Annotated in this window: 25 protein-coding genes, 2 pseudogenes and 1 riboswitch; of the genes and pseudogenes, 7 read left to right on the top strand and 20 right to left on the bottom strand. The window is 45.6% G+C overall.

All coding sequences use genetic code 11. From position 1 onward, the window contains the following. Positions 1-63: 63 nt before the first annotated feature. The 8 genes from LLY41_RS02370 to yhfZ form a co-directional block, all read right to left on the bottom strand. Positions 64-1,257, bottom strand: coding sequence for a phosphopentomutase (locus LLY41_RS02370; RefSeq protein ID WP_304586798.1), 1,194 nt, complete (start codon positions 1,255-1,257; stop codon positions 64-66). Between the two features lie 2 nt (positions 1,258-1,259). Further along, the gene (locus tag LLY41_RS02365; protein WP_304586797.1) at positions 1,260-2,420 is read right to left on the bottom strand and encodes a YhfX family PLP-dependent enzyme; all 1,161 of its coding nucleotides are present in this window, start codon (positions 2,418-2,420) and stop codon (positions 1,260-1,262) included. Positions 2,421-2,447: 27 nt separating this feature from the next. After that, on the bottom strand, positions 2,448-3,593 hold the full coding sequence (locus LLY41_RS02360; RefSeq protein ID WP_304586796.1) for an aminotransferase class V-fold PLP-dependent enzyme: 1,146 nt from the start codon (positions 3,591-3,593) through the stop codon (positions 2,448-2,450). Next, a complete protein-coding gene (locus LLY41_RS02355) occupies positions 3,593-4,510 on the bottom strand; it encodes a phosphotriesterase family protein (protein WP_304586795.1) in 918 nt (305 codons plus the stop codon). The genes LLY41_RS02360 and LLY41_RS02355 overlap by 1 nt, the downstream gene beginning before the upstream one ends. Positions 4,511-4,539: 29 nt before the next feature. After that, a complete protein-coding gene (locus LLY41_RS02350) occupies positions 4,540-5,832 on the bottom strand; it encodes a YhfT family protein (protein WP_304586794.1) in 1,293 nt (430 codons plus the stop codon). Between the two features lie 27 nt (positions 5,833-5,859). After that, complete coding sequence (locus LLY41_RS02345) at positions 5,860-6,219, bottom strand: DUF2620 domain-containing protein (protein ID WP_061792828.1); 360 nt, start codon at positions 6,217-6,219, stop codon at positions 5,860-5,862. Between the two features lies 1 nt (position 6,220). Further along, complete coding sequence (locus LLY41_RS02340; protein ID WP_304586793.1) at positions 6,221-6,595, bottom strand: PRD domain-containing protein; 375 nt, start codon at positions 6,593-6,595, stop codon at positions 6,221-6,223. A gap of 67 nt (positions 6,596-6,662) precedes the next feature. Next, positions 6,663-7,451: a GntR family transcriptional regulator YhfZ gene (gene yhfZ / locus LLY41_RS02335; protein WP_304588000.1), complete on the bottom strand. Its 789-nt coding sequence runs from the start codon at positions 7,449-7,451 to the stop codon at positions 6,663-6,665. 331 nt (positions 7,452-7,782) lie between these two features. Between yhfZ and LLY41_RS02330 the strand changes: the two genes are divergently transcribed. Further along, complete coding sequence (locus LLY41_RS02330) at positions 7,783-8,358, top strand: transposase (protein ID WP_304586792.1); 576 nt, start codon at positions 7,783-7,785, stop codon at positions 8,356-8,358. A gap of 104 nt (positions 8,359-8,462) precedes the next feature. On the opposite strand, the gene LLY41_RS22560 is transcribed toward LLY41_RS02330, so the two are convergent. Both LLY41_RS22560 and LLY41_RS22555 read right to left on the bottom strand, forming a co-directional pair. Next, positions 8,463-8,954 (bottom strand): methyl-accepting chemotaxis protein, encoded by a 492-nt coding sequence (locus LLY41_RS22560; protein WP_441294255.1) that lies wholly within the window; start codon positions 8,952-8,954, stop codon positions 8,463-8,465. 42 nt (positions 8,955-8,996) lie between these two features. After that, a pseudogene (locus LLY41_RS22555) lies at positions 8,997-9,392 on the bottom strand (PAS domain-containing protein); the annotation flags it as partial. A 59-nt stretch (positions 9,393-9,451) separates the two neighbouring features. After that, a riboswitch (cyclic di-GMP riboswitch) is annotated at positions 9,452-9,535 on the bottom strand. 162 nt (positions 9,536-9,697) lie between these two features. On the opposite strand from LLY41_RS22555, the gene LLY41_RS02320 reads away from it, so the two are divergent. The 3 genes and pseudogenes from LLY41_RS02320 to LLY41_RS02310 all read left to right on the top strand — a co-directional run bounded on the left by LLY41_RS02320 (position 9,698) and on the right by LLY41_RS02310 (position 16,206). Continuing rightward, complete coding sequence (locus LLY41_RS02320; RefSeq protein WP_304587999.1) at positions 9,698-11,224, top strand: alpha/beta hydrolase; 1,527 nt, start codon at positions 9,698-9,700, stop codon at positions 11,222-11,224. Positions 11,225-11,778: 554 nt separating this feature from the next. After that, positions 11,779-13,395, top strand: a complete 1,617-nt coding sequence (locus LLY41_RS02315; RefSeq protein ID WP_304586790.1) for an SWIM zinc finger family protein — start codon at positions 11,779-11,781, stop codon at positions 13,393-13,395. Continuing rightward, positions 13,388-16,206: pseudogene (locus LLY41_RS02310) on the top strand (DEAD/DEAH box helicase). Before LLY41_RS02315 ends, LLY41_RS02310 begins: the two are co-directional and overlap by 8 nt. A gap of 7 nt (positions 16,207-16,213) precedes the next feature. On the opposite strand, the gene LLY41_RS02305 reads toward LLY41_RS02310, so the two are convergent. Continuing rightward, positions 16,214-16,600 carry a hypothetical protein gene (locus LLY41_RS02305; protein WP_095243277.1) on the bottom strand — a complete coding sequence of 129 codons (387 nt, stop codon included), beginning with the start codon at positions 16,598-16,600 and terminating at the stop codon, positions 16,214-16,216. A gap of 204 nt (positions 16,601-16,804) precedes the next feature. Here LLY41_RS02305 and LLY41_RS02300 point away from each other — a divergent pair, with 204 nt between their 5' ends. Next, positions 16,805-17,203, top strand: a complete 399-nt coding sequence (locus LLY41_RS02300; RefSeq protein ID WP_179288960.1) for a helix-turn-helix domain-containing protein — start codon at positions 16,805-16,807, stop codon at positions 17,201-17,203. 157 nt (positions 17,204-17,360) lie between these two features. Here LLY41_RS02300 and LLY41_RS02295 read toward each other — a convergent pair whose 3' ends face one another. Continuing rightward, on the bottom strand, positions 17,361-17,552 hold the full coding sequence (locus LLY41_RS02295; RefSeq protein WP_304587998.1) for a hypothetical protein: 192 nt from the start codon (positions 17,550-17,552) through the stop codon (positions 17,361-17,363). Positions 17,553-17,557: 5 nt separating this feature from the next. Beyond that, positions 17,558-17,926 (bottom strand): single-stranded DNA-binding protein, encoded by a 369-nt coding sequence (gene ssb, locus LLY41_RS02290; RefSeq protein WP_095243274.1) that lies wholly within the window; start codon positions 17,924-17,926, stop codon positions 17,558-17,560. A gap of 265 nt (positions 17,927-18,191) precedes the next feature. Here ssb and LLY41_RS02285 point away from each other — a divergent pair, with 265 nt between their 5' ends. Next, a complete protein-coding gene (locus LLY41_RS02285) occupies positions 18,192-18,650 on the top strand; it encodes a YwpF-like family protein (RefSeq protein ID WP_304586789.1) in 459 nt (152 codons plus the stop codon). Between the two features lie 18 nt (positions 18,651-18,668). On the opposite strand, the gene LLY41_RS02280 is transcribed toward LLY41_RS02285, so the two are convergent. The 7 genes from LLY41_RS02280 to spoIIID form a co-directional block, all read right to left on the bottom strand. Beyond that, positions 18,669-18,956 (bottom strand): hypothetical protein, encoded by a 288-nt coding sequence (locus LLY41_RS02280; RefSeq protein ID WP_095243272.1) that lies wholly within the window; start codon positions 18,954-18,956, stop codon positions 18,669-18,671. 133 nt (positions 18,957-19,089) lie between these two features. After that, a complete protein-coding gene (fabZ, locus tag LLY41_RS02275; RefSeq protein WP_061792847.1) occupies positions 19,090-19,518 on the bottom strand; it encodes a 3-hydroxyacyl-ACP dehydratase FabZ in 429 nt (142 codons plus the stop codon). A 410-nt stretch (positions 19,519-19,928) separates the two neighbouring features. Beyond that, positions 19,929-20,198, bottom strand: coding sequence for a DNA-directed RNA polymerase subunit beta (locus LLY41_RS02270; RefSeq protein ID WP_304586788.1), 270 nt, complete (start codon positions 20,196-20,198; stop codon positions 19,929-19,931). 18 nt (positions 20,199-20,216) lie between these two features. Next, the gene (locus LLY41_RS02265; protein WP_304586787.1) at positions 20,217-21,044 is read right to left on the bottom strand and encodes a flagellar hook-basal body protein; all 828 of its coding nucleotides are present in this window, start codon (positions 21,042-21,044) and stop codon (positions 20,217-20,219) included. A 33-nt stretch (positions 21,045-21,077) separates the two neighbouring features. Then, a complete protein-coding gene (locus LLY41_RS02260; protein ID WP_095243268.1) occupies positions 21,078-21,917 on the bottom strand; it encodes a flagellar hook-basal body protein in 840 nt (279 codons plus the stop codon). A gap of 198 nt (positions 21,918-22,115) precedes the next feature. Continuing rightward, positions 22,116-23,117, bottom strand: a complete 1,002-nt coding sequence (locus LLY41_RS02255) for a rod shape-determining protein (protein ID WP_095243267.1) — start codon at positions 23,115-23,117, stop codon at positions 22,116-22,118. Between the two features lie 501 nt (positions 23,118-23,618). Next, positions 23,619-23,891, bottom strand: a complete 273-nt coding sequence (gene spoIIID, locus LLY41_RS02250; protein ID WP_009332173.1) for a sporulation transcriptional regulator SpoIIID — start codon at positions 23,889-23,891, stop codon at positions 23,619-23,621. A 690-nt stretch (positions 23,892-24,581) separates the two neighbouring features. Between spoIIID and LLY41_RS02245 the strand changes: the two genes are divergently transcribed. Next, positions 24,582-25,214 carry a LysM peptidoglycan-binding domain-containing protein gene (locus LLY41_RS02245; RefSeq protein ID WP_304586786.1) on the top strand — a complete coding sequence of 211 codons (633 nt, stop codon included), beginning with the start codon at positions 24,582-24,584 and terminating at the stop codon, positions 25,212-25,214. The last annotated feature ends 6 nt before the right edge of the window (positions 25,215-25,220 follow it).

The following is a 25,220-nucleotide window of genomic DNA, read 5'->3' as shown; positions in this document are numbered from 1 at the left end:
TGTGTTCAAGGTATAAATACCCCCGTTTTTAGGGAGGGACGAGCACTTGTCCCTTTGTCCCCATTAATCTATAATCTTTCCCAAAAAACTCTCGCCCTCCTCAGTAGCAGGCAGTCCAAAAAACTCGCTGAATGTCGCCCCAACATCAGCCATCGAATTGCGCTTCCCGATGTTAACCGGTTTTACCCGCTTACCGGCAACGAGGATCGGGACGTATTCCCTCGTATGGTTGGAGTGGCCGATGGTCGGGTCGTTGCCATGGTCGGCCATGATCATGAGCAGGTCGTCCTCTTCCATCTTGGGCAGGAATTCCGCGAGCCACTGATCGGTTGTATTGAGCAGGCTCGCATACCATTCTGTATCTTCGGCATGGCCTGCCAAATCGGTTTCCTGTACATTTACCAGAAATGCGGCATCCTCTTTTTCTTCTAAATAAGTACTCTCTAAAGCTTGTAATACTTTTTCCGTATCGACAATTGGTTCTGCAGGTCCTTCGCCATGTAAAACATCTGCCGTTTTGCCAATCCGGTGGACTTTAAGGCCGTGCCGGGCAGCGATCATCGGAAATTGTCCGTCTATGTTTACGCCGTAGCCCATGTGATAGACTTCATAGCCTTTGCCGTACACCTTGGCCTTTGGGGCATCCACTCCACATTGGCCTGGATTTTTTTCATGGACAACTGACAGGATATGTTCAATGGTTGTATAGGGTCCTCCAAATGCAATAACACGGCTGGTGTCTACATTCTGGCGGACAATTTTCCCGACTTCCTTTAATTCCTGGAAAGGCATTTTATTAAAATCAGCAGTTAAATTGATGATGTTTCCCAATGAAGATTCGAGATTATCCCCGATCACACAGGCACTATTCACTAATAGCACCGGCCGGTCTTTCCATGGGTATTCAACCACATAGCCTGCTTCCGTTAATGCCTTGGCCAGATCTGGATGAATATCTTTCATCAGTCTTTTATTTGAGCGCTTCGGGCAGCTCCCTGCAATTTCCTGATGCCCGAGGTATGTGTCTGCCCCGTGATGGGCCAATGCCGAGAAGCCGTAAGCATTGGCAGGGGCTTCCTTCCCATCCACAAGCGCTCCCAGCCCAAGCCTATATAGAGTTGGTATTTCTAAAAAAGCAGCAGATTCCCGGATATGCTTATAGGTATTGGCCCTGCAGTCAGAAGGGCTGAACTTTCGGCAATCCTCCATTGCGCCGATTCCAAAGCTGTCAATCACCAGCAGAATTGCTTTTGCCATCCTTACCACTTCCTCTCAAAGTGAACCAGTTCCGGCTTTCCGCTTTGAATTCCTTTTACCAGGGCAATATGGGCCCTTGTGACGAACACCTGGGTGCGGAAAGAGAAAACAGCTGTATCGCCTTCAGATATCTGAAAGCTGTCCGGCTTTTCAATCGCACCATAGTAATCAATCGCTTCAGGAGCCGGTTCGATTGCTTTTACATACTGGTTCAATATGTTTTTTTCATCATTTCCGACCAGACACCCTGTTAGATTGGAGCGACCGTAGTAGCCGCCGCCGATGACATAATAATTCTCCTGATCCTGGTGGGACACTTCCGTTACATATACAATGGCCGGTTTCTCGGGGAGATCCCGGTATGCATGCAGCGGGGTCGTTCCGGTAAGGGCATGTCCCGGTTCTCCATGTGTTACACCTTGTTCTGCCAGGAACGGTATGGTTTCACAGCTGGTCGCACTTGGGCCGTTTACCTGTTTTACTGCAATGCCCTTTTCTTCCAGAGCCTCTTTTGCTTTTAAAAGGGTTGTAAGGTTAGGAGTCGGTTCCATACTTTTCTTATCTTCAGATAGCTGAAAGTTCGGGAAGGTCGTGACGCCTGCTATGTTAATCCCGGGAAGTCCGGCCAGTTCGTGAAGCTCTTCATCCAGCTTTTCCAATTGAAAGCCTCCCTGCTGTCCGGGATATATCATATCGTCTTCTGCATACATCCTTAGAAGTACATCCTGCACCTTTCCTGTCTGAACAGCCGCATCGGAAAGCTGTCTGGCACGTGCAAGGGAAAATAGGGTAATGACCTCAGGATTCCATGACAGCACTTCCTGCCACTGATTTTTTCCTGGCTGGACCAGGTGCCCGACGTTTCCCATTTTCACGCCGCCTTCTGCCAGTGTTTTGGCTTCGTCGAATTCAACAGCAACCGCCTTTTCGATGCCATGCTCTGCAATAAACTGACCTATAATTGGAAGTCTTCCAAGCTGCTTGCTCATGAAATAAAGCGTAAAGTCATGGTTTTTTGCCGTTTCCGCCATAGCTGCAACATTCTCTCCGAGTATATCGAGGTCAATCACATACGTATTCGGGGGTATCTGACCGCTTTGATGCAAGGTGACACCCGATTGAATCAGCTTAGGATTTCTGCGCTTTGTTACATCTAAAAACATGGAAGTTTCCCCCTTTATTTACGGGTATCAACGATGATGCTGCACTTCTTTTGCAAGAGGTATCACTTTTTCGAGAATGCCGATGATCGTGTTCGCTCCTGATTTCATCGGATTGATGCGCAGCCCATAATCCTTCAGCTCAGGCTGTGCTTCCAAAAAGCTGCCGGAAACACGGTAAATCATCGGAATGATTTCATATTTTGATTCTGCCCCAACCGGATGGGTGGCCGCCCCATGCTCATCACTGATGCTGATCACGCTTTGGGCAATCGGATCTTCGAGCTCTACAATGACGTTCTTGGATTGGGCATTTGTCATGTAAGCGGCGAAAATTCCGTTCACTGCCCCTTCATTCAGACGGCGGCAGAGCTCTTCCACCTGCTCGTTCTGAATAGCCAGCGAGACAGGCGCGAAGGTCATCATTCTTAACAGCTCCATGGCTTCGTAGCCCTGAACCTGGCCGCCGCCCGAGTAGTTATAGTGATGCACCCGTTCGATGGCGTCTTTTTTGCCGGCAATGACGGCAATTCCTTCCGGCCCGAGAAGCTTGAATCCGGAAAAGGTGGAGTAATCCGCCCCTAGTTCCACGCCAATTCCCTTTGTCTTCAACGCGCAATAATTGTCATCCACGACAATTGGAAGATCCGGGCGCTCTTCCTTCACAGCTTTGATGACTTCGGCCAATTGGTAATGATCTGCAGGCTGCTGGCGGGCATGCTGAATATAGAAAACTTTAGGATTTTGATTAGTCCTGATGGCCGTTCTTATTTCCTCAAGATGGTTGTAATCTGCCTGGACTGTTTTGATGCCTAAGATTCTTAACGTTTCCTTTGTCGTCGTATAAACAGGGGCCGTGTGAATGAACATTTCATCTCCAGGAGACAGAAGCATGCTAAGAATATTGCGGATTGCGCCGGTTCCGGCTCCCCTGACAAGGGCACAGTCTTCTGTTTCAAAGAAATCAGCCAGAACTCTTTCCACAAGATACGTCTGTTCCGGACGCTTATAGGTTGGAGAAACTCCAAGGTCTCCCATTGATAGAAATTGCCTGCCTTTGAAGTGGCGGCTCATTCTGTCGACCAGTTTGAATTGTTTTTCCTGTGCTTCCTGTATGGATAAGCTTGGCAAAATTGAATTTGCGTACTTTAATTGGGCTCGGTTGTATGTGGACACTATGATCGCTCCCTTATTGAAAAAGCTCTGGATGGATTAACGGTCAAAAATTGATGAAGGATGCTTTCCGGCACTCCGGATTTCTTCAATTTTGGAATAAACGTCTCAAGCACAAGACCGTAGCCCGGGCCTCCGTGCTTCTTCCAATGCGATTTGCGGGTTAAGTCTGCTGAAAGGAGAATTTGCTTTTCATATCCGCGGTTTATAAAATCCATAAGAAAGTCTGCTCTTTCTTCATCTGGACGGTAATTATTTTTCCCAATCGTATCAAATGCGATATAGGCTCCTGTTTCCAAAACAGCGAGAACTTCGTCTTTATTCGGGTTGAGGTCCTGATGGCCAATGATGATCTGATCAGCCGGCAGACCATGCTTCATCAGCAGCTCTACCTGTTCAAGCCCGAGTGTTCCGAGTGTTGTATGGGTTGTCACCGGAAGGCCGGTTTCTATACCAGCCATAGCTGCACCAATTAACAGCTCACGTTCGATCGGCTTCATTTCATTTTTGCTTGTGCCCACTTCCCCGATGACACCCGGAAGTATGCCTGTATCATCAATCCCTTCCTTTGCTTCTTTGATAAAATGCTGTGCAAACTGTTCCGCTTTCCATCCGTCGGCAAAATCCGGGATATAAGGATCTTTATAAAAGCCTGTGCATGTAATAAGGTGAACTCCTGTCGCCTCGCTCAGCCTTTTTAGCACAAGAGCATCCCGGCCCATGCCGTCATTCGTCACTTCCACCATTGACCTTCCGCCGAGGCGGAAAAAATCCTCCAGTTCCTCACGCATGCCCTGTTCATCATCCAGAATCGTATCCGGATCTTTTTTTACCCGCGAAAGATCAATGGAGAGATGCTCGTGAGCTGAGCAAATCCCCAATTCTTCCGGAGCAATTTTTCCAAGTACGGTTTGTATCATGGCTGTCCGCTCCGTTCTATTTGTTTTTTTTACTGAGGTATGTTCATGATTCCAATTGCAACCAGGATATTGGCAATGATTCCGACTGCAATGGCACCCACAGGGCCGACCGCAATGCGGACAATCGGGCGTCCTGCCGCTTCATTCAGCAGATAGAATCCGGCAATGAAGAAGAATCCGAACCCTGGTGCAATCGCATTGGCAGCGTTCGCTCCGCCGATTAATAGTGCTACTTCCAGAAGCTTGGTCATCGCACTGCGGATATTTTCCCCGGAATTACGGACACCGGGATATTTATCAAGGAATCTCGCAATTGAGCTTAATAGCATAACTTCAATGAAAATAATAATGACACCGCCGATTAAGGCTACCCAAACATTCGGGGAGAAAAATCCGACGACGAAGATAAGTGTGAATCCGACTGGGCTGTATACGCCTGTTGCGATCGCTGTACTGGCGACAAGCGGAATAAAGCCGAGCGCACGGGCAGCCGCAGCAATTCCGGCATCTGTTGATTTACCCTCTGCTAATAGATTTAGAGAGATAGGATCTCCTGCCATGATCCATAGATTCGTAGCAGCGGCAATGAGACCGCCAATGATCATAAAGAACACAACATTTTTTCTGATTTTAGCCACTTTGTCACTAAATACAGCAGCAAGATCGATGGAGGAGCCTTCTTCAGCTTTTTCCTTCATGGCAAAAACAAGCAGGAAGATCATTCCTGTAATAAGGGCCATTCCTTCCTGGTTCAGTGTTACTGTCGTGCCTGAAATCGTCAGAACTCCGCTTTCATTCAGCCAGACAGCCAGCTGACGGATTAAAGCGGATACGATAAACGTAATGACCCCTTTTTTCACGCTGAACTGCATGGCAACCGCAAGCGCCGGGAATGCCATAAAGGTAACGACAACCGGTGTTCCAACCGCTCCCATCGCTTCAAGGAAATTAAGCGGCAGGTAATCGAACAGCTTTACAAAGCCTTCGAGCCCGATTAACAGCCCTGCCCCATAAGCACCGCCAATTACTGCCGCAAGCGGTGTTCCCCATTTATTTTTCGGCGTCAGCAATCCGATAATATCTGTTCCCAGCAGGATACTGTGAACGAGAATGATACTGGCCGAGAGTGTAAAAGGTATTCCAAATCCGATTACAAGTCCGAAACTCATCGCAAAGGCAGTAAAGGCCAGGTCCCTTCTCGTCATCCGCCCTTCCACGTGTTCAGAGACAATTGGACGGAGCCCATCATTAAAAACGGCAATGTTCATATTGGCCAAGACAGCAGCAACGGCACCAATCAGGATAATTAATGTCATTTCCATTTCTTTTTCCCCCTTAATTAAAATGGATTAGCTTTTATTTTTTAACGCTTTGATAATCATAGGCACTGCAGCTTCTTTGTGGTCAGCTGTAAAACCAAATGCTTTCTTCCCTTCGCTGACAGCGGTTACAATTTTCTCCTCAACAGGCTTTTTCCCCGGCATAGAAACCGTCTCGCAGTTTGGCTTGCCGAGAAGGGCAATCGCCATGGCTAAAGCACCGCCGCCTCCTGTGTGGCAGGCTCCTACATAATAATCTGCCTGTCCTGTCTTAACGGCCATTGCTGCTTCCAGATCGGATTTGACCATCGTTGTTATGCTGCTGTCAATCTCCTTTATTAAGCTCTCAATCTCTTTTTTATCCACCTGTCCGCCAACTACAATTTTCATATTAAATTCCTCCTTTGTTGATTTGCAGTACATTTGTGTAATGTATGAGCAGAAAATCGATTTCCTCTTGGGGGAGCTGATTCTTCCATTGCTGCTGTATAAAATCGATTTCCTTCAATGCTGTGGATGCTTCCGGTGACTGTTTGACTTCCTCCAGCAGGGCAGGATGAGGAGCCTCCACCTGTTCACCCTTTTCAATTCTCGTCAGAGCTGTCGGCAAATGGGTGAAAAGCATTTCCGCCCGGTCTATGGCATCCTTTTTCAAGTGTGACTGCAGATTCATAAAAGCTAATGTCGTTATATCAGCGGCTTTTGTGCTGACAACAGACGAGCTTACAAAGATATCCATTCTTTCTTTGAGCTGGTTTATATCCATTATTTAAATCCTCCAAAATACAGTATTTAGTATATTAATGCTGCTAAGAAACTAGAACTTCAGTTTCTTAATAGTGCGGATATTTTTTCCCTTCCTCTACCAGCCTTTGGATCTCTTCCACTTTATTAAACTGGAGGAGCTGGATTTGTTCCCTGATATTTGTTCTTTCACTTTCAATGACAATGGCAGCTGTGGTTGCTTTAATAGCCAGTTCCTTTGCCTTTTTCGACTTAAAATCAGAGGAGGCAAACGTTTTTAGTGCCCTCACTTCATCTGCGTTCCAGACCGCCGCATCAATAGTGCCGTTTTTCAGCATATTGAAAAGCTGCATATAGTCTACTTTTATCAGTTCAACCTTGTGCTCTTCACATTCAAGGAGGGTGATATTGGCCTGATCGGCGGATGAATAGTCGATTCCAATTTTCATGCCATCTTTGATTTGTCTGTTTTTGCTATCTGAGAAAAAGACTTTATGGGATGTTACATAGGTCTCCGGTCCAAGAATATGGAGTATTTCCAGTCCGTCAAACTCCTGTACGGCTTCTTCTGCCGCCAGCTGGGACATGATCGCAAAATCGTAGCGCCGGGTTTTTAAGGATTCGACCCGCCTTCGGGCTCCTCTCATATAAGCAAGGCCAGACTTCTTGTTGATTTCCTCAAAGCCCTCGACAATGCCAGTCGCCAATCCCTCATATTTGCGTGAATAGGGCAGCGGCATAACCCCCATCACCGGTCCGATGCCGGCAATTTCGTACAGCAGGTTGATGTCCCTTTTTTTAAGAAACGTTCCCAGATGCCCTCTGGATTCAAGCGAGATGGCATGCAGATCCTCCAGCACTCTTAATGCCCCCTGCACAGTCCCGCGGCCCAGGGATAGCTTGTCTGTAAAATCACTTACCCGGGGATTCTCTCTCCCTCCGAAAACTGAATAAGCTCCTTCGCAATAAACTTCGCAGCCAGCCCATTCTTTGAATATAAACTTTCCCAAATACGGCTCATATTGTGATACCTCTTTACTTTGATCAATATACGGAAAACTGTATATTATTAGTTTAGCTGGTATGGGGGATTATTTCAAGAGTTTTCTAAAAACGGTGACAGGCACCACCCGAATTTTGTCGAATTAAAGGAATTCTTCCTCCAAGGAGAGAATATATATAAGGAGAATTATGAAAGGAGAACATAGAATGACACGCCCTAAAAGAATTTGGAGTCCCGACCATTACCACCATGTGGTCAGCCGTGGTAATTGGAGGGCTAACTTGTTTGAAGATGATTTAGACTTTATCTCATTTTTGAATATCCTTCACTACACTCATCGTTCTTCCAGCTTCGAAATTGCAAGCTACTGTTTAATGTCAAACCACTATCATCTCATGATAAAAACTCAAGATGCCTCACTTTCCAGGGTAATGAGAAACGTTAATAAATATTACGCTGATTACTACAATAAAAAATATCAAGTACAGGGACATTTATTTGAGAAACGATTCTTCAGTAAGCCTATTTATGATCTCTATGGGCTGCTAGAGGTTAGCCGCTATATTCACTTAAATCCGGTTGAAGCAAATATTACGGATGCTCCCCAAAATTACCGCTGGTCAAGCTTCCCCTTCTATTATTACCCACACCAGCAATCACCTGATTTCCTTAACCTCACGCCAATAACTGAACTTTTTTCCGGAGAAACCGAAAGTATGCAAAAACAAAATTACTGCAGATGGATGGTAAAAAACCTTAAAATTGAACAGCTCAATAAATAATCTTTCACTATAGCAATAGTGATTAGTGGTCTATAAACTGGTACAGGTACCTGTCACCCAAAAAAGAAAGCTGCTATAAAAGCAGCTCCGTCACTTCGTTTCATCTATAATATGCTTTTAAAGCTCCTTGCCTGCTCATCCAGTTTTCTTGCTGCTTCCCCGATATCTTTAAATGAGGATACCGCCTGTTCATTGAGAAGTTGATTTTCAGAGATGCCTGACTGCGATTGCAGGGTAGCGTCACTGATTTTGTTAATTTCACTAGATATTCCTTCAATATGGGCGTTGACTTCCTGGATGGAGTCCTGCACCCGGTTTGCGAGCTTTCGCACTTCGCCGGCAACGACATTGAAGCCTCTGCCATGCTCGCCTGCACGCGCGGCTTCTATGGCTGCATTTAAGGCGAGCAGGTTGGTTTGCGCCGCTATTTCCCGGATCGTTTTTACGATGCTGCCGATAGATTGTGCCTGTGATTTGAGAGAATGGAGGATTTCCAGGTTCCCTTTGGACTCAAGAACGAGCTTGCCAATTGCCTGAGCGGCCTCTTCACTTCTTGCAATTCCAGCTTTTGCTTTTTCACTAAGGGCTTCTGACATTTCCTGAAGCTGGTATGCCACCTGTGCTGTATTCGTTTCCCGCTCCGTTATATCAGTAGCAATCTTCACAACACCGGCGATCTTGCCATCCTCCCCGAAGACCGGTGTGTATGTAGCTTCCAGCCAGATGACATCTCCTTGTTTCGTCACACGCTGGATTTTTTCCTGAAAGCTTTTGCCATTGCGCAGATTTCTCCAAAGCGCTTTATATTCCCTGCTGGCTGCAAACTCAGGTGTGCAAAATTGCTTATGCAGCATATTTGGCATCTCTTCTGCCCGATATTTCACGGTGCGGGCAAAATTCTCATTTGCCCAGAGCACTTTCCCGTTCCCATCAAATTCGATCATCGCCAGAGAATTTTCAATTGCAGCCAAAACAGCTTCTTTTTCAAGAACCTGTGTGCTTTTAACATGATTAGGCTGATACGTTGTAAGCATGCTCTTCCTCTTTTCAAAAAGTGTGTCAGAACATATCCTTACAAAAGGACGGGTCCCCTGTAAGTGCTGGCCGGTTGCGCTACTAGCTCGAATTCATTCAAGCGCCCAATTTCCCCTGAATTCTCATTGCTTCCAACTTGTTCCGATAATAAGTCTATAGTACTAGTATCGGTTTGACATCACAATTTTGAATGCTCTGCTTGTGAACTGAATATTCAATTAATTAAACATTATGACCCATGATTTCCATTTTTAGTAAAAGTAGAATAGTAATGGAAGAGATGATGAAGAAGGGATGGATTTATCTGAAAAATAAGCTGATCGCGTTATCTTTGGCTTCTGTTTTAAGCTTTTCACTTTTTCCGGAACGTAGTTTTGCGGAGCAAACTGCTGTGGAAAACCAGGCGATCATACCTGGTGCACACACAGTAACCGAACAATACTTTGACGGCGCCGGCAACAACTGGCTCACAACTAAGAATCCCCTCCAATATCAGCAGGCAACCCTTTACGGCAATATCGGCCTGGCTCCTTATCTATGGGGAAATGCAGCAGAAGGAACCGGCTGGCACCAAATGTACAAGCCTGCTTCTGTAACAGGGACTCAGGTAAATGGCATTTTTGAAGATGCCCAGTTTGTCATTAGGGTTCCGGATCACTGGAATGGGCGCCTGGTAGTTTCGGGAATCCCGGCGACAAGGAATGAAACGTCGACCGATCTGCTTTTCAGCGATTATGTACTGGAAAAAGGATATGCTTTTGCAGCGATTGATAAAGGGACCCAGGGCGAGGAAGATTCGGCTGATCCATTGGCAAAAGTAAAGAATGCATTGGCCGGTGAGGACGATAGCGTCGCAGAATGGCATCAGCGGTTCCGCCAGGTTACGAAAGCCGCTCAGCAGTACTTAGTCAGCCATTATTCGGATGGGCTGATCGATCCGGCGGATTCTTCTGACCCGGCGAGCGATTTAGTATCGGCAGAGCATAAGATTCCTACATATGCAATGGGAATTTCCAATGGCGGATACGTCGTGCGTTATGCTCTTGAAAATGATGATCCGGAGAAAACCGGAGAACCGCGGCTTTTTGATGGAGGAGTCGACTGGGAAGGTGTTCTCTGGACGGAGAAAAAAGAAAACTTGATCAGTTCCCTGACCACTGTTGTGAACAATGCTGAGGAAGCTTTGTACGGCAGCGGCAAAGACCAGCAAAAAGCGGTTAAAGAGCTATACAAAGCAGGCTTGCCAAAAGGGTCGGAAAAACTGTGGGCCTACCATGATCAAGTATACTGGTTTGTCTCGCTGAATATCTATCGGGACCATTTCGATCCGGAAGCACCAGGCCGGACGGATTGGAGCAATTACCTGAACTTCGTTAATGGCGTGAGAGATCGTTCCTATGATCCTATTTTTGAAGATTATAAGTATGTGACCCGGCCGAAGGAAGTGAAAGAAAATATAAAGGCGGTGGCCAATACGGGCGATATTGATGTGCCGCTCATCTCTTTTACAGGTTCTCTTGATTCGCTGATTTTCCCGGAGATCCATGCAAAGGGATATCAAAAGCTGGTCAAGAAAGCCGGAAAGCAGGACCTGCACAGAATGTATACGATTGAGAACGGCAACCATGTCGACAGCCTGGTCTGGAACCCGGGCACTGACCCGGATCAGGAACTTCAGCCCCTGCTTCCATATGCTCACCAGTCCTTCGATCTGCTAGTTGACTGGGTGGAAAACGGAAATGCGGCCCCTGCGAGCAAGACGGTTGATGCACCGGAGAACCCGGTAAAGGTCATTGATTTGAAAACTGGGCAGGAGCGGGACCCTCGTTAGGCTGGCGGAGATGTGGTTTGGAAATTGGACAAATGTCTTCCGCACAGAAATTGAGGCTATCCGCACATAAACTGTTTTGAGTAGCTCATGATAGCATATCAACGCGGTTTTTTGCGGAAGAAAGATGCCCCAATCGTTATAGATTGGGGTTTTTAAGAGTTTTTTGGTAAATAAGTAGTTCTTTCCTGCTTTAGGGGGCTTGGGTTCGGACTCTAACTGGCGCTTTCCTGCTTTTTGAGTCTGAAGTTACCCTGAGTTCAGACTCAAAGTGGATAATTTCAGCCTTCTCTGTCTGAAGTTGCTCCAAGTTCAGACTCAAACTGCATCATTTCTGCTCATTTGGTCCGAAGTTACCCCAAATAACCCGCTCGATTTCCATTAAGAAATTCCCTCAACTTTTTTTGAAACAGCGCGCACCTTCATTCCAGCTGTCCAAAATGTTATAATAAAGGAATGTACTTTACAGGGTCGACTAACCCGTTTTACGGGAGCCCTGTTCTAAATAGATTCGACAAAATTCGGGTGGTGCCTGTCACCAATAAGGAGGTATGAACATGATTCCGGAGCGGTTTTTGGAGCCTTTGGAGTTTGCAGCGAATGAGCTGAAGGGGCTGCTGCGGGCTGAGAATGAGGAGGATGTGCGCCTGGTGCAGAAGGGGCTGATGCTTTTTCGGCAGGGGCTTGTGTATCAGCTGCGCTTTGAAGGTGATAAGGTGTCGGCGACCGTACAGGATGTGACTCCCGCAAAGGTTGAGCTGGATCTTGAGTTCATTCATTTGAGTGAGTGTTCCTGTCCGGCCGAAGGTTTTTGCCGCCATCAGACTGCTGTCTTTCTGCAGCTTCTCTCTAAAGCCAGAAGTGTGTCCATGTGGATTGAAGAATGGCGGAAGCCGATCAAGGAAAAGCAGACCGCCAAGAATTGGGGGCTTCAAAAAGCAAAGGATCTTTTAAAATCCTCCGGCCAGATGAAGGCGGATTATGATCGCTGGATTGCTTCATTCGACGAAAGCTTTACCGAGCTGATGGAAAAACAGGGAGAGCCCCGTCCTTATGTCCTGCCTGAGCTTTTCCATGTGTATCTGCGCCGCATGAAAGCGGGAGCACCGGTGGAGCAGGAATGGAAGCTTCTTTACCTTCTGATCGGCTATGTTTTTTCTTTTAAAAAGCTGATGGCGCTGAGCAGGAAATACGGCCATGGCGAGGAATTGATTGACCGCTATTACCGCCATCTTTATCAGTCCCTTATGGAAGATTCCGCCCAGATCATGAATAAACTGTCGGTACACTCCCTCCCCTTCGCGTTCGATCAATTTATTGAAAAGCTGAAGGATGATTCTGCCGGACTGATCAACGGTTCCTTTGGGATGGAGTATGAACGAACCCATTTATATCGGCTGTTATGGACGCATTTTTTCAAAAAGAAAGAATGGCGTGAAGCAGAGATCGAAAGGCTGGAATCCTTCGTCAAAGAAGAGGCAAACATGCCGTCAGTGGCTGGTTATGTGCATCTTCAGATTCTTGAACGCAATGATGAACAGGCACTCCGTGTTCTAAATGTGCCGAATGTCTTAATGACACCTTATATGCTTTACTGGCTCGATTACTTTTCAGCCAACAAGGACTGGAACCGGATGGGCCCGTATGCAGAAGCTTTTATCCATAAATTACGTGATTATCTGAAAGAAATTGATGACTATTACGCCTGTATGGATTTTACCCGGATGTCCATCAAGGCGATTTCTCCTTACTGCCTGGAGAGCAGCAAAATGGATTTGTACGAGAAAGCCCTGATGGAGACGCTGCCGTACAGCTATAATGACTATGAATATTTGCTTTTTGAAAAAGGTGAATTCATGAAATGGGCAGATCTGCAGGCCTTTATCGGCTTTGATCTTGATTCTCTTGGCAAGGACCGGATCAGGGAAATCAGCAAAAAGGAGCCCTCCATCCTCCTGCCGCTTTTTCATCAGTCCATCACAGGCCATATTAATATGAAAAACAGAGATCATTACCGCGAGGCCGTTCGGAAAATGAAAAAGCTTCGCACGCTGTACAACAAGCTGAAACGCCAGGAAGACTGGCAGCTTTTTCTTGAATTGCTGCTTGAAAAAACGAAACGTCTCCGCGCCTTTCAGGAAGAATGCAAAAGGGGTAAGCTAATCGATGCTTAAAACGAGATTTCTTCATGTGAAAGTGAAACCAATAAACAATGACCGCTACCTGATTTTTGCTGTCGATGAAGAGGGTCGCCTTCTTTCTCCGAAGGAATGGAAGCCGCTTCTTTTTAACCATCACAGGGAAAGCTTTTTCGGAACCATGCTTGATGCTGCAGAGGCAGACGGCATTAAAGGGATCTCTGTAAGCGGATGGCAGCTGGTCACCCTTTTTGCGGCAGAACAATTCAACCGCTTGATTGATTGGAGCTGGGATGAAACGGCCGAAATTCTGCTGGCCTCCTCTCATGCTCTTTATGATTCGATTGTGGACCAGGAATGGATGCCGGATTTCGCAGCCTGGGAACAAGGTCATTTCCGCTGGGCGCTGCCGGAAAGTGTAATCACCGAATTCGGCGCAAACTTTTGGGAGCAGATGGTAGAAGACTCTCCAGTCAGGGAATTTATCGGGGATTTATTTCACCGCTCCCTTGATGGCTATATGAATCAAAACCAGGATGCGAAAGCGCAGTTCGGTGAAAAGCTTGAAGCCCTGCGGAGTGAGCATCTCTCACCGCGCGACCTAGCAGCTTATTTTGACGAAGAAAGCTGGCAGGAATGGATAGGGGTTAAAGCAAATGAAGCTCCTTTTTCAATCGGCCTTAAGCTGGAAGAGCCCGGGAATATTAATACCAGCTGGGATTTGACGATCTTTCTGCGCGATAAAAAGAACCCCGATGTATTTGTCGATTACAGGGATTATTCGAATTATCCGCATGACTGGCATGATTATGAGGATTCAATTGAAAAAGAGATCCAGCGCTGGCTGGAGCTTTTCCCATGGCTTGAAGGCAAGCCCGGCGAGATTTCGACTATGCTGACGGAAGATGAAGCCTGGACTTTTCTGACAGAGGCAAGCGAAACCATGCTGGCACTTGGCGTTGAAATTCTGCTTCCATCGTGGTGGCAGGCAATGAAGAATGCAAGCCTGAAGGTAAAAGCAAAAGTGAAAGGAACAGGAGGCCATCGTCCTTCGTTTGTCGGGCTGCAGTCCATGCTTGATTATGATTGGCGCTTCAGCATGAATGGCGTTGACTTAACAGAGGAAGAATTCCGGGGCATGGTCGAGGAAAAAGACGGCTCGTCTACGTTCGCGGGCGGTGGATTAAGCTGGATCCACACTTTGTCCGCCATATCCAGGATTTAATGAAGAAAGCGGAAAAAGAAGGTTTGCATGTCCGCGATTTGATTGAGCAGGAACTTATGGCTGACGGGAGCACCCAGGAAGACGATCTGGATAATCCTAAGACATTTGCCCGGATTCAAATCGAGCTTAACCGCCAATGGAAACAGATGGTGAAGCAGCTCCGCGATATTAAAAACCTTCCGCTTGAAGAGGTCCCGGCAAGCTTTAAGGGTGATCTCCGCCCTTACCAGAAGCTTGGGATGAGCTGGCTGCTGTTTTTGCGCCGCTATGGGTTTGGCGCCATTTTGGCAGATGATATGGGTCTTGGAAAAACGATTCAGCTGATCTCCTATCTTTTAAAAGTTAAAAAGGATGAAGACAGCGGCCCATCTCTCATCGTGTGCCCAACATCTGTTCTTGGCAACTGGCAAAAGGAAATTGAGCGCTTTGCCCCTGGCCTGAGCGTATATCTCCATTACGGATCCAACCGCCTGAAGGGAGAAAGCTTTTCTGAAAAAGTAATGGAGTCTGATATTGTGCTGACATCCTATGGACTAACCCATATGGATCTGGAGGATTTTGAAGCAATTGAATGGAGCTCCATTTCGATTGATGAAGCCCAAAATATTAAAAATGCCCAGACAAAGCAATCGAGGGCTGTCCGGAAGTTAAAGGGCAAGCACCATATTGCCCTAACCGGCACGCCGATGGAAAACCGCTTGACCGAACTCTGGTCCATTTTTGACTTTACGAACCACGGCTATCTCGGCAGTCTCGGTCAGTTCCAGAAGCGCTATGTTCTACCGATCGAGAAGGATGACGACAAAAACAAAGTTAAGCAGCTGCAGTCCTATATCCGCCCCTTCCTGCTCCGCCGAACGAAAAAGGATGAAGATGTAGCCCTGAACCTGCCTGATAAGCTTGAGCAGAAGGAGTATTGTCCGCTGACTGCTGAGCAGGCTTCCCTATATGAGCAGCTTGTCCAGGATACATTCGCACAGATCGAAAACCTTTCAGGCTTTGAACGCAAAGGCCTGATTCTGCAGTTATTAAGCCGCTTAAAGCAGCTGTGCAACCACCCGGCCCTTTATTTAAAAGAAGAGAAGCCTAAGCATGTCCTTGAGCGTTCTGTAAAGCTTGAAAAGTTAAGCGAACTTGTCGGCGCTGTTCATGAGCAGGGAGAAAGCTGCCTGATTTTTACCCAATATATTGAAATGGGGAATATGATCGCCCGCCTGCTGAAAAAACAATTCGGATTCGACGTGCCGTTTTTAAACGGAAGCGTGCCAAAGCACGAACGGGATTCTATGATCAGCCGTTTTCAGAATCATGAGTTCCCGGTATTCCTGCTGTCTCTTAAAGCCGGCGGAACCGGTTTGAATCTGACGGCAGCAAACCATGTTATCCATTATGACCGCTGGTGGAATCCTGCCGTGGAAAATCAGGCGACTGACCGCGCCTACCGGATTGGGCAAAAACGCTTTGTTCATGTCCATAAAATGATTGCTACCGGCACACTCGAGGAAAAAATAGATGCTATGCTTGAAAAAAAGCAGTCCCTTAATGATCAGATTATTACGAGCGAGAACTGGATTACCGAGCTTTCAACTGATGAGCTGCGGGATCTGGTTCACCTGACATAGAGTTGATTCAGTCTTCAAGTCCCTGATATGCATAAAGGCTTGAAGGCTGTTCTTTTATTTTTGCATATTCCGGCTTATTGGGTTTTTGCGTCAGAAACGTGACTTTGCTGCCTTCTTTTATAATAAAACAGGATAGCAGCTGGTATGTAGGTTTCTTGTCCCCGGCGTTAATTGCCACCTGGCTTAATAAAAAGTTAAACTTGTAGTGAATAGTTCGTTCCGTATCGTTGAACATAAGTGAAGTATGGCTTCTTAGAGGAATTCTTTGATAGGATTTGTTATTCTGGAGCTTAATGAGCTGAAGCGCATCAAAGAAGCTTGGCTGATGATTAGTATTTAGACTTTTATTTTCTGTTTGAAAATACAGGTACCCGGTTTTATCTCCTTTTCCCACTAAATCCCCTCCCTTTTATTATTTTCAAAAAACATATTCGACATATTACGCGGAAATCCTCCCTGGTTCATAATACCTATTCAGTAGTAATTGTTATTTGTGAATATCAATCACATTTAATAACGTGACATACGTTCACAAACAGCCTTTTTATACTTTATTCCCGCTAAGTTAAAAGAAAGAAAGCAAACGGCGGTGAAAACGATGTCTTTACCTGAAATACTGAAAAAGTTACGAACAGACCGAAAATGGACTCAGGATTTTGCGGCGGAAATGCTGAAAGTGGATCGCTCAACCATCAGCAAATACGAAACAGGCAAGGTCACCCCAACTTACCAAACCCTCGTTCACATGGCAGAAGTGTATAAAGTGAACAAGACCTTACTGACTGACGAATTGGAGAGCCCGTCCTCCTACTCAGCGGACAAGTCCGTATTAAAGGAAAACCCGGATGATAAAGATATGGAGATGATCCGGGAAATCATCGGCCACTATCCGGACCTGAAAAAGGCTCTTCTGGACATATACACCTTTAACGAAAAGAAAAAAGCCCTCGCTGTGAGAATGATTAAGCACAACATTCATGCATTGAAGGAATTTTAGGTTATTCGACAAAATTCGGGCGGTGCCTGTCACCATTAATGTCACCATCAAAATAACCCGGCACAAGTGTACCGGGTTCCAATTTGGGGAAGTTTTGGGGATGTGATTGATTCTCTATATGGAAGGAATATGTGTGGACAGCTGGATGGGGATGCCGTCAATTCATGATGGAGAAGCGTTTAGCTGTTTGAAGCTCTTGTGTATGGCTGTTTTGCATGACCGTTTCACGGATGAGCGATTCAAGCTGGAGGACTCGTTTGTTCAGATCATCGACTCTGTGGTTTGATTTTCCGAGCATTTTGATGAGGCTTTCGAGCATATATTCCATTGCCTTTTCTCTTTCAGACACTTCATTCAAAACGGAAGCTCCTCCTTGGTTACAGTCACCGGAATGTCCTCTGTCTTCTTCCGTTCAAGAAAGCGGACGGATTCCGCTACCACCTCTGTTACGTAAATGCGCTTCTTTTCCTGATTATCATAATGCCTTGTCTGGATCCGCCCGGTTACTCCAATCAGGGTTCCTTTCCGGCAATACTGGGATGTATTTTCAGCCGTTTTCTTCCATAAGGTGCACTGCACAAAGTCTGCATCGATTTCACCATTCTGGTTCCGGTACTGGCGGTTAACGGCCAGTGTCACATTTGTTACCGGAATACCCTCCTGTGTCCTTTTCAGCTCAGGATCCTTTGTCAGCCTTCCCACTAGGGTCACTTGATTGATCATGGTATTCATCTCCTCTCTTTGATAGCCTTATCATAGCCGGAACTTCTCCCTTATGTAAAAAAGCGAAAATGTGTTTTTCAAAGTGCTTTTTCGGCAAAAACACCCTTAAAATTTAATTTTCCACCCCTTTCCAGCAAAAAATGACCTCGAAAATACAATTTTCAGCATTAATAAAAAGAAAATTCGACAAACTGTCAAATTCGCTTTCAGATTGGCCTGTGTTATAATTTTTTTAAACAACTTATTTTAGAGATGGAGGTAAGCCATGAAAACATTTAAACTTGTTTCTCTGCAATTGGTGGAAGAAAATGGCCTGATTGATATTGAACTGGATGACGGATTGATTATCAATAAAGAAGATGAAAAGAGCAACTGGCTTCTGGAGGCATTTATTGATAAATCCTATCTTGAGTACTTCAAAAAGCGCGCTGATGATGAGGACGAGCTGACCATCCAAGTTGTTATTACCAAAAAAGAAAACGATCCAGCCGCATTCCAAACTAAAATTACCTCTATCAGCGAACTGGAAAACCATATCAGCATCCTTTTTGAGGGATCACTCAAAAGAACGAAAAATGATTACGCCGAATTGCTGCTTCAGGACCTCTTGGACAAGGGCTATACCGGCGACAATCTTCTCGATGAATTCAAGGTTAAGATGCAAGGCAAGCCGCGCCTGGCCACTGCAAAAAAGGAAAACAAAGAAACTCCCGCTCAGTCATGACGGGAGTTTTTTTAGCTATTACTTATCTTTATTATCTTCATCCTGCATATCAAGCTTATCTTCCACAGCATCTTCGCCCGGCTCGTTGTTGTCTTCCATCATGTCGCCGTCATCATCTGTGTTGATGTCGTTGTCATCAGTGTTTTCATTCAGATCATTTGTCATATCGCCATCATTTACATCACCATTTTCCTCAGTGATTGTATCATCTTCCGGCGGCGGCTCCTGATCATCAGTAGCACAGCCTGCCAGTAGCATGGCGGAAAGAGCGGTCCCTCCGATAAGTGTTAAAAGCTTTTTATTCATCGTAAAAGCTCCTTTCAAAAGATGTATTGTTGACCTGCTGCATTGGTCTTCCTTTATATTTCCCAAAAATCGAAACAACTTGCATCTTTTTTTACAGAAAAAATCCCGCACATTGTGTACGGGATTTTAATCATTATCTTTCAATCGCAAACATGATTTCCGCTTCCATCGCGACTTCGCCATCAACGGTCGCACGCGCTTTGCCTTTTCCGATTCCTCTGCGGACGGAAAGCAGTTCTACCTCCATGAGGAGTGTATCGCCCGGCCGCACCTGGCGTTTCCAGCGGCATTTCTCCACACCGGCAAAAAAGGCCAGTTTTCCTTTATATTCATCCAGTGACAGCAGCGCCACAGCACCTGTCTGCGCACATGCTTCAAGCGTCAGGCATCCCGGGAATACATTGTAATTAGGGAAATGCCCATTGAACACTTCCTCATTGGCACTTACATTCTTTTTACCGACAGCTCTTTTTCCGGGCTCAAGCTCTTCAATGGAATCCACGAACAGGAATGGATATCGGTGAGGGATTATTTCTTTGATTTCTTCTACATTCAATTTCATATGTATCGCTCCCATGCATTATTTAGTACCAGATACTAATAGCTTATATTTATGTTACTAAAAAAATGATGATACGCAAAGTGCCAACAAGAAAAGCGGAAGCGCCTTGCCCACCCCCGACAAGCACAAGCCAATCCTCCCGGAAAGGCGTTCTTTGCCTTTTTGGGAGGATTGCCCGAAATGTGGAGGCGACTGTCCAGGGACGACAGGCATAAGACGGTTCCTGTAAGAAGGCGTTTTTCCTTCTGGAAGGAAACGGCTTATGATCCCGAGTCCCTAGGAGCCGAAACAAGCCAAGCTTGTGACCTCGAGGGGGTAGGCGCTGGAGCTAGACAGTTATCGACGTTCAAAAATTATATACTTTCTTATCTTTCAAAAAAAGAAGGGTTTTCAGCCCTCCTTTTCATTTTCTATTCTTTTTCCACCAGTTCCATAATATGCATCCAGGTGGATTTTGAAAAAATATCCTTTACTTCGCCGCCGCCAATGACACCATACCCGACCGCGGCTCCTGCCGTAACGCTCAGGAAAATTAAAAGCACGACAATAATAATCCGAAGCCAGATCGGAATGAGACGGATGCGAACCCGCCCTTTACGCGGTGACTCATCTTTGCTGCGTTCACTTTTCAGTTGTTCACGCGTCTTGACTGCTTCTTGATTACTGTTGTTTACTGACATTTTATTTCCCCTTTTTATCTAACGTATTCCATTGACCAGTCCCATCATTTGATCAGCCATGGAGACGGATCTGGACTGAAACTGATAAGCCCTTTGGAGGTTGATCAATTCTGCCATTTCCTTGGACAAATCCACATTGGACTGTTCGAGGGAACCCTGGGCCATTCCAATCTGTCCGCGGAGTGCACCGTTCAGCTCTGAAAAAATCCCTTCGCCTTCTATTCCTTCCGGCAGGCCAAGAAGATTATCGCCTTTTTGCTCCAGGAATTGAGGCTTGTTGATCAGAACCACTCCAAGATTGAATTCCTGGATGGCACCATTGGCTGCTTCGGCCAAAAAGCTCCCTGTATCCGTTAGTTTAAAATTTTTAGCCTGTCCATTTATTATAATCGAATTATTATTTTCATCAAGAACCGGCAGTCCGTCAGCTGTCACAAGCATAGTCTCATTATCCGAAACCGGTGTTAAATAAAAAGCACCCGCTCTGGTAAAACGCACCGCGGCTCCGTCTTCTGTCTGCTCCAGCACACGGAAATACTGGCCTTCCTTTGTGAAAGCAAAGTCGAGCGGCCGGTCTGTTGCTTTTAACGAACCCTGCTGCATGACGATTTGGGACTGTGCCAGCTTTGCGCCCACGCCCTGCCTGATGCCTGCCGGTGTCAGTCTTCCTGCCTCGGCAGCCTGATTCCGCTGATTATTGAACTGCTGAAAAAGCAGATCAGTGAAATTGGCTTCCCGTCTTTTAAAGCCAGCTGTATCAATATTGGCCACATTATGGCTGACAATATCCATCTGTTTCTGCAGCTGGGCCAGAGTATTTGTTGCCGTGATCATCGTACGATTCATTGTTTTTCCCCTTAGCGGGTCTGCCGCAGGTCATTACCCGATCCGCCCGATTTCATTTGCGGCTTTCTCCATACTGCGGTCATATGCCTGCAATACCTTTTGGTTTGCTTCAAAAGAGCGGTAGGCCGCCATCATATCTGTCATTGTACGGGAAGCATCCACATTGGAACGCTCCAAATAGCCCTGCTGAATCTTGAATTGGACATTCTGTGCATTATAGGCATTTTCGAGGATGCTCTCTTCTGTCGCTGCAAAAAGTCCGTCGCCTTCTTTTCTCATGCTTTCGGGATTTTGGGCAAAAGTAATGCCTAGTCTGGCTGTTTCACCCGCTTCACCGGTAATCACACCATCTTCGCTTACTGTAAAACGGTCACTGGAGAGCTGAATCCGCTCACCCGCATCATCTAAAATATATAATCCGCCTGCTGTCGTCAAATAGCCCCCGGCATCGATGGTAAAATTCCCATTCCTCGTATAGCGCGGCTCGCCATCGTTTCCAGCTGCGGTATAAAAAACAGTCCCTCTTAAGCCTGTATCCGGATTAACCGGCAAATTAAGATCCAGCAATGCCAGGTCAGTACCGAGGCCTGTTTCCTTCATATCTCCCTGCATGAAGGACGGATGCGTCTCCTGCATATAAACCCCCGTAGTCAGTCTGCCGACTTCATTATTAAAAGGAAGGTTTAGTCCATTTTCAGTCGGCACAGTCTGATGGCCTATGCGCTTGAGAAGCATTTCCGGAAAAGCTCTCAGGCTTGTCTGATCTGCTTTAAAGCCGGGTGTATTGGCATTCGCCATATTATTTGTCAGTACTTCCGTTCTCCGCTGCTGTGCAAGCATTCCGGAAGCAGCTGTGTAGAAACCCCTAAACATCTGTTTCACCTCTATTTTTTCCGAACAATCTTTTCTAGCTATATTATAAAAAACTTTCCGACAATAAACATTAAAAATTTGAAGAATGTAGTCAAATTTTGAAAAAAGCTGTACCTTTTTTTCATCGGCTGAAATGGTAAAAAGTTTACTTTCAGCTGACCCAAAAAGAAAAACCCGCCAAATTGGCAGGTCCGTTCGTTATACAAGCTTCTTCTTCGGAAGCTTATCAATATTATCAAGCATGATGCCAGTTCCAACGGCAACACAATCCATCGGGTTTTCGGCAATTAAGACAGGGACTTTCAGCTCTTCCGCCAGAAGCTGGTCGATTCCGTGAAGAAGTGCGCCGCCTCCTGTTAAAATAACCCCGCGGTCGATGATGTCTGCAGACAATTCAGGCGGTGTGCGTTCCAGCACGCTTTTAGCCGCCTGGACGATGACATCAACGGATTCTGCCAAAGCACCCTGAACTTCATCGGAACGAACTGTAATGGTTCTTGGCAGACCTGACACCATGTCGCGGCCGCGGATTTCCATTTCTTCGTTTTTGCCGCCAGGGAATACCGTCCCAATTGTTACTTTTATGTTTTCAGCTGTTCTTTCGCCGATTAATAGCTTGTACTCTTTTTTAATATATTGAAGAATTTCGTTGTCAAATTTATCTCCGGCCATCTTGATGGATGAAGACGTCACAATATCTCCCATTGATAAAACCGCGACATCTGTGGTTCCGCCGCCGATATCGACAACCATGTTACCGCTCGGCTGGAAGATGTCCATGCCCGCTCCGATGGCCGCAACCTTTGGCTCTTCTTCGAGGTAGATCTTTTTGCCGCCGCTTTTTTCAGCCGCTTCCCTGATCGCTTTCTGTTCCACACCTGTCACGTTTGTCGGGCAGCAGATCAGAATTCGCGGCTTTGATAAGAAGCCTTTAACATTCAGCTTGTTGATAAAATGCTTCAGCATCGCTTCTGTGACATCAAAGTCGGCAATAACCCCATCTTTAAGCGGACGGATTGCCACGATGTTCCCCGGCGTACGGCCGACCATGCGGCGCGCCTCTTCTCCTACTGCCAGCACCTTGTTTGTATTTCGGTCAATCGCCACTACAGATGGCTCATTCAGCACAATTCCGCGACCTTTAACGTGGATCAGCACGTTGGCTGTTCCTAAATCAATCCCAATATCCCTAGCAAACATTTCTTTTTTTCCTCCTTGCAACATGGCCAGCTTCTGTCCGCACCTTTGAAGGCTCTCTCTATTTAGGCATTCTTAAAGCGAACTTCGCTTATTAATTTTTTTAGTTAGATGATCAAAATCATTATTCGCAACAGCAGTTCAAGCCACGCAAAAAAATCAGTTCTTTAATAAAAGAAATGATTTTGCCCGGCGTCTCTTTAGGAGTCCTAGTCTTTACGAACCAAGTTCTATCCTAATTTTATATTTTATCACATTCCTTGTGAAAGCAGTAACATTTTGACAGAATTTATGAGACTTTTTGCGGGTTTTTGTCGAAATGGGGAAAAGGATGCAGGCGACTTGTAAAGGGGCTTAAATCCATAGAGCAAAGCCAAGGTTTCAGGCTATGGAAACAGCTTATGAGCTTTCAGCCCCCGGAGCCGCAATTGAGGTTTCATGTACAGCTTAACAGTTTGGCAGTCTTTAGCCTTTGACGCCCTTATCGGCGCTCTTTCTTTCATTTCATTTAACTGGCTCTTCTTCCATTTCTTCTTTTTTATACTTCATTTTAGTGGCTTCCCCGCCGCGCAGATGGCGGATCGATTTATGATAATCCAGGATTTCCTTTACTTCGTTTGCCAGTTCAGGATTGATTTCAGGCAGTCTTTCCGTCAAGTCTTTATGGACTGTACTTTTGGATACGCCAAACTCCTTCGCGATTACGCGAACCGTTTTTTTCGTCTCCACGATATACTTTCCAATCTTGATAGTTCTCTCTTTGATGTAATCGTGCACACCACTCGCCCTCCCCAATTTGGATGTGAGAAGTGTGAAATGAGACTCGCTTTCTGTCTGGATTTCAACTGTATTCCGCATGGATTTCTGATTAATTGAAGTTAATCGTACATGCGCCTGAAAATCTTGCTTTCAGTTTGCGATAATTAAACATGTCCTCAACATATTCATTAGTTTAGTAAAACGATCCCTCACCTCATACATTCTCTTTGTAAGGTTTGTAACAGTTTATTAGCTTGGTTGAGGGAATATGCACGAAAAACGCAATAAGGACAAGGTTTTGTTTAAATTTTTTGAAAATAGGACATCTGGAAGCCAAAATAAGAATGTTTTTAAAAAGATCTATAGGGTATTTGAAAAGCAAGCAGTCTAAAGACCGGTGACAACTTTCCTAATTTTAATTGTTCCATGGACAAGATTCAGGACTTTCCGCGCAGATTCGACAAAATCCTTCATTGTCTGTTCATACATCACGAAAACAACAAACCATTTCATTTTCAGTGTAAAAATGCATATATCTAGAAATTGCAGAGTTCATTGAACTATATTGATTTTCGTAAACAAGGGAAAAGAGCCAGGAATTCCTCCCTATTGTGAAGCGGTTCTTTATCCCGTACTATTTTTCTCGGAAAACAATTCATTTAATTGGTTATGACACCACAATATTCCAAAGAATAGGATGACTATAGAATGCAAACACGCAAGGAAAGAATTCAAAATGATAAAAGAAAGAAGATGAAAACTAGAGGAATGACGGCAGCCAGTACTGTATTAGCAGCAGTAATTGCGTCATCCGGTTTTAGCGCTTCAGCAAAAGAAGCCCATGCTTTGACAGGATTTTATAAAGTGAAGCAGGGAGATACCTTATACAAAATATCAAGAGAACATGATATGACTGTTAAAGAATTGAAAGCGGTTAACAACCTAAAATCTGACAAGATCCAGCCCGGCCAGAAATTGGAGGTTCGGATTGAACGACATACAGAAGATTCCTTTGAGACAGCCGTATATACCGTGGTGCCTGGCGATACACTTTGGGGAATAGCCAAGCGCTACCGCATGACTGTCAATGAACTGAAAACATTGAACAAGTTAAAAAGGGACATGGTCCTCATCAATCAAAAATTAATCATTAAAGGTGATATTTCGAGAACAAAGGCTGTCATCACAGGCGCTGCAGACAATTTTACGGTGGAGTTTAAAAACGGGGATGATCATTTCACATTGAAGGTACCCTATGGGACAGCAACGACTTATCAGAAAATGTCAGGAAAAGAAATCCTTGTGGTTTACAAGGATGATGCACTGATTAATATTCAATAAAGGGAT

It is taken from the genome of Cytobacillus firmus, from assembly GCF_023612095.1.
Lineage (GTDB): Bacteria > Bacillota > Bacilli > Bacillales > Cytobacillaceae > Cytobacillus.
The sequence above is the reverse complement of the archived record's forward strand: the minus strand, read 5'-3'. Positions and strand labels throughout refer to the sequence as shown.

Coding starts and splice junctions, on each gene's coding strand:
- LLY41_RS02370 (WP_304586798.1), bottom strand. CDS start 1,257: ATGGCAAAAGCAATTCTGCTGGTGATTGACAGCTTTGGAATCGGCGCA.
- LLY41_RS02365 (WP_304586797.1), bottom strand. CDS start 2,420: ATGTTTTTAGATGTAACAAAGCGCAGAAATCCTAAGCTGATTCAATCG.
- LLY41_RS02355 (WP_304586795.1), bottom strand. CDS start 4,510: ATGATACAAACCGTACTTGGAAAAATTGCTCCGGAAGAATTGGGGATT.
- LLY41_RS02350 (WP_304586794.1), bottom strand. CDS start 5,832: ATGGAAATGACATTAATTATCCTGATTGGTGCCGTTGCTGCTGTCTTG.
- LLY41_RS02345 (WP_061792828.1), bottom strand. CDS start 6,219: ATGAAAATTGTAGTTGGCGGACAGGTGGATAAAAAAGAGATTGAGAGC.
- LLY41_RS02340 (WP_304586793.1), bottom strand. CDS start 6,595: ATGGATATAAACCAGCTCAAAGAAAGAATGGATATCTTTGTAAGCTCG.
- LLY41_RS02330 (WP_304586792.1), top strand. CDS start 7,783: ATGACACGCCCTAAAAGAATTTGGAGTCCCGACCATTACCACCATGTG.
- LLY41_RS22560 (WP_441294255.1), bottom strand. CDS start 8,954: ATGTCAGAAGCCCTTAGTGAAAAAGCAAAAGCTGGAATTGCAAGAAGT.
- LLY41_RS02315 (WP_304586790.1), top strand. CDS start 11,779: ATGATTCCGGAGCGGTTTTTGGAGCCTTTGGAGTTTGCAGCGAATGAG.
- LLY41_RS02300 (WP_179288960.1), top strand. CDS start 16,805: ATGTCTTTACCTGAAATACTGAAAAAGTTACGAACAGACCGAAAATGG.
- ssb (WP_095243274.1), bottom strand. CDS start 17,926: ATGATCAATCAAGTGACCCTAGTGGGAAGGCTGACAAAGGATCCTGAG.
- LLY41_RS02285 (WP_304586789.1), top strand. CDS start 18,192: ATGAAAACATTTAAACTTGTTTCTCTGCAATTGGTGGAAGAAAATGGC.
- LLY41_RS02280 (WP_095243272.1), bottom strand. CDS start 18,956: ATGAATAAAAAGCTTTTAACACTTATCGGAGGGACCGCTCTTTCCGCC.
- fabZ (WP_061792847.1), bottom strand. CDS start 19,518: ATGAAATTGAATGTAGAAGAAATCAAAGAAATAATCCCTCACCGATAT.
- LLY41_RS02270 (WP_304586788.1), bottom strand. CDS start 20,198: ATGTCAGTAAACAACAGTAATCAAGAAGCAGTCAAGACGCGTGAACAA.
- LLY41_RS02265 (WP_304586787.1), bottom strand. CDS start 21,044: ATGAATCGTACGATGATCACGGCAACAAATACTCTGGCCCAGCTGCAG.
- LLY41_RS02260 (WP_095243268.1), bottom strand. CDS start 21,917: ATGTTTAGGGGTTTCTACACAGCTGCTTCCGGAATGCTTGCACAGCAG.
- LLY41_RS02255 (WP_095243267.1), bottom strand. CDS start 23,117: ATGTTTGCTAGGGATATTGGGATTGATTTAGGAACAGCCAACGTGCTG.
- LLY41_RS02245 (WP_304586786.1), top strand. CDS start 24,582: ATGCAAACACGCAAGGAAAGAATTCAAAATGATAAAAGAAAGAAGATG.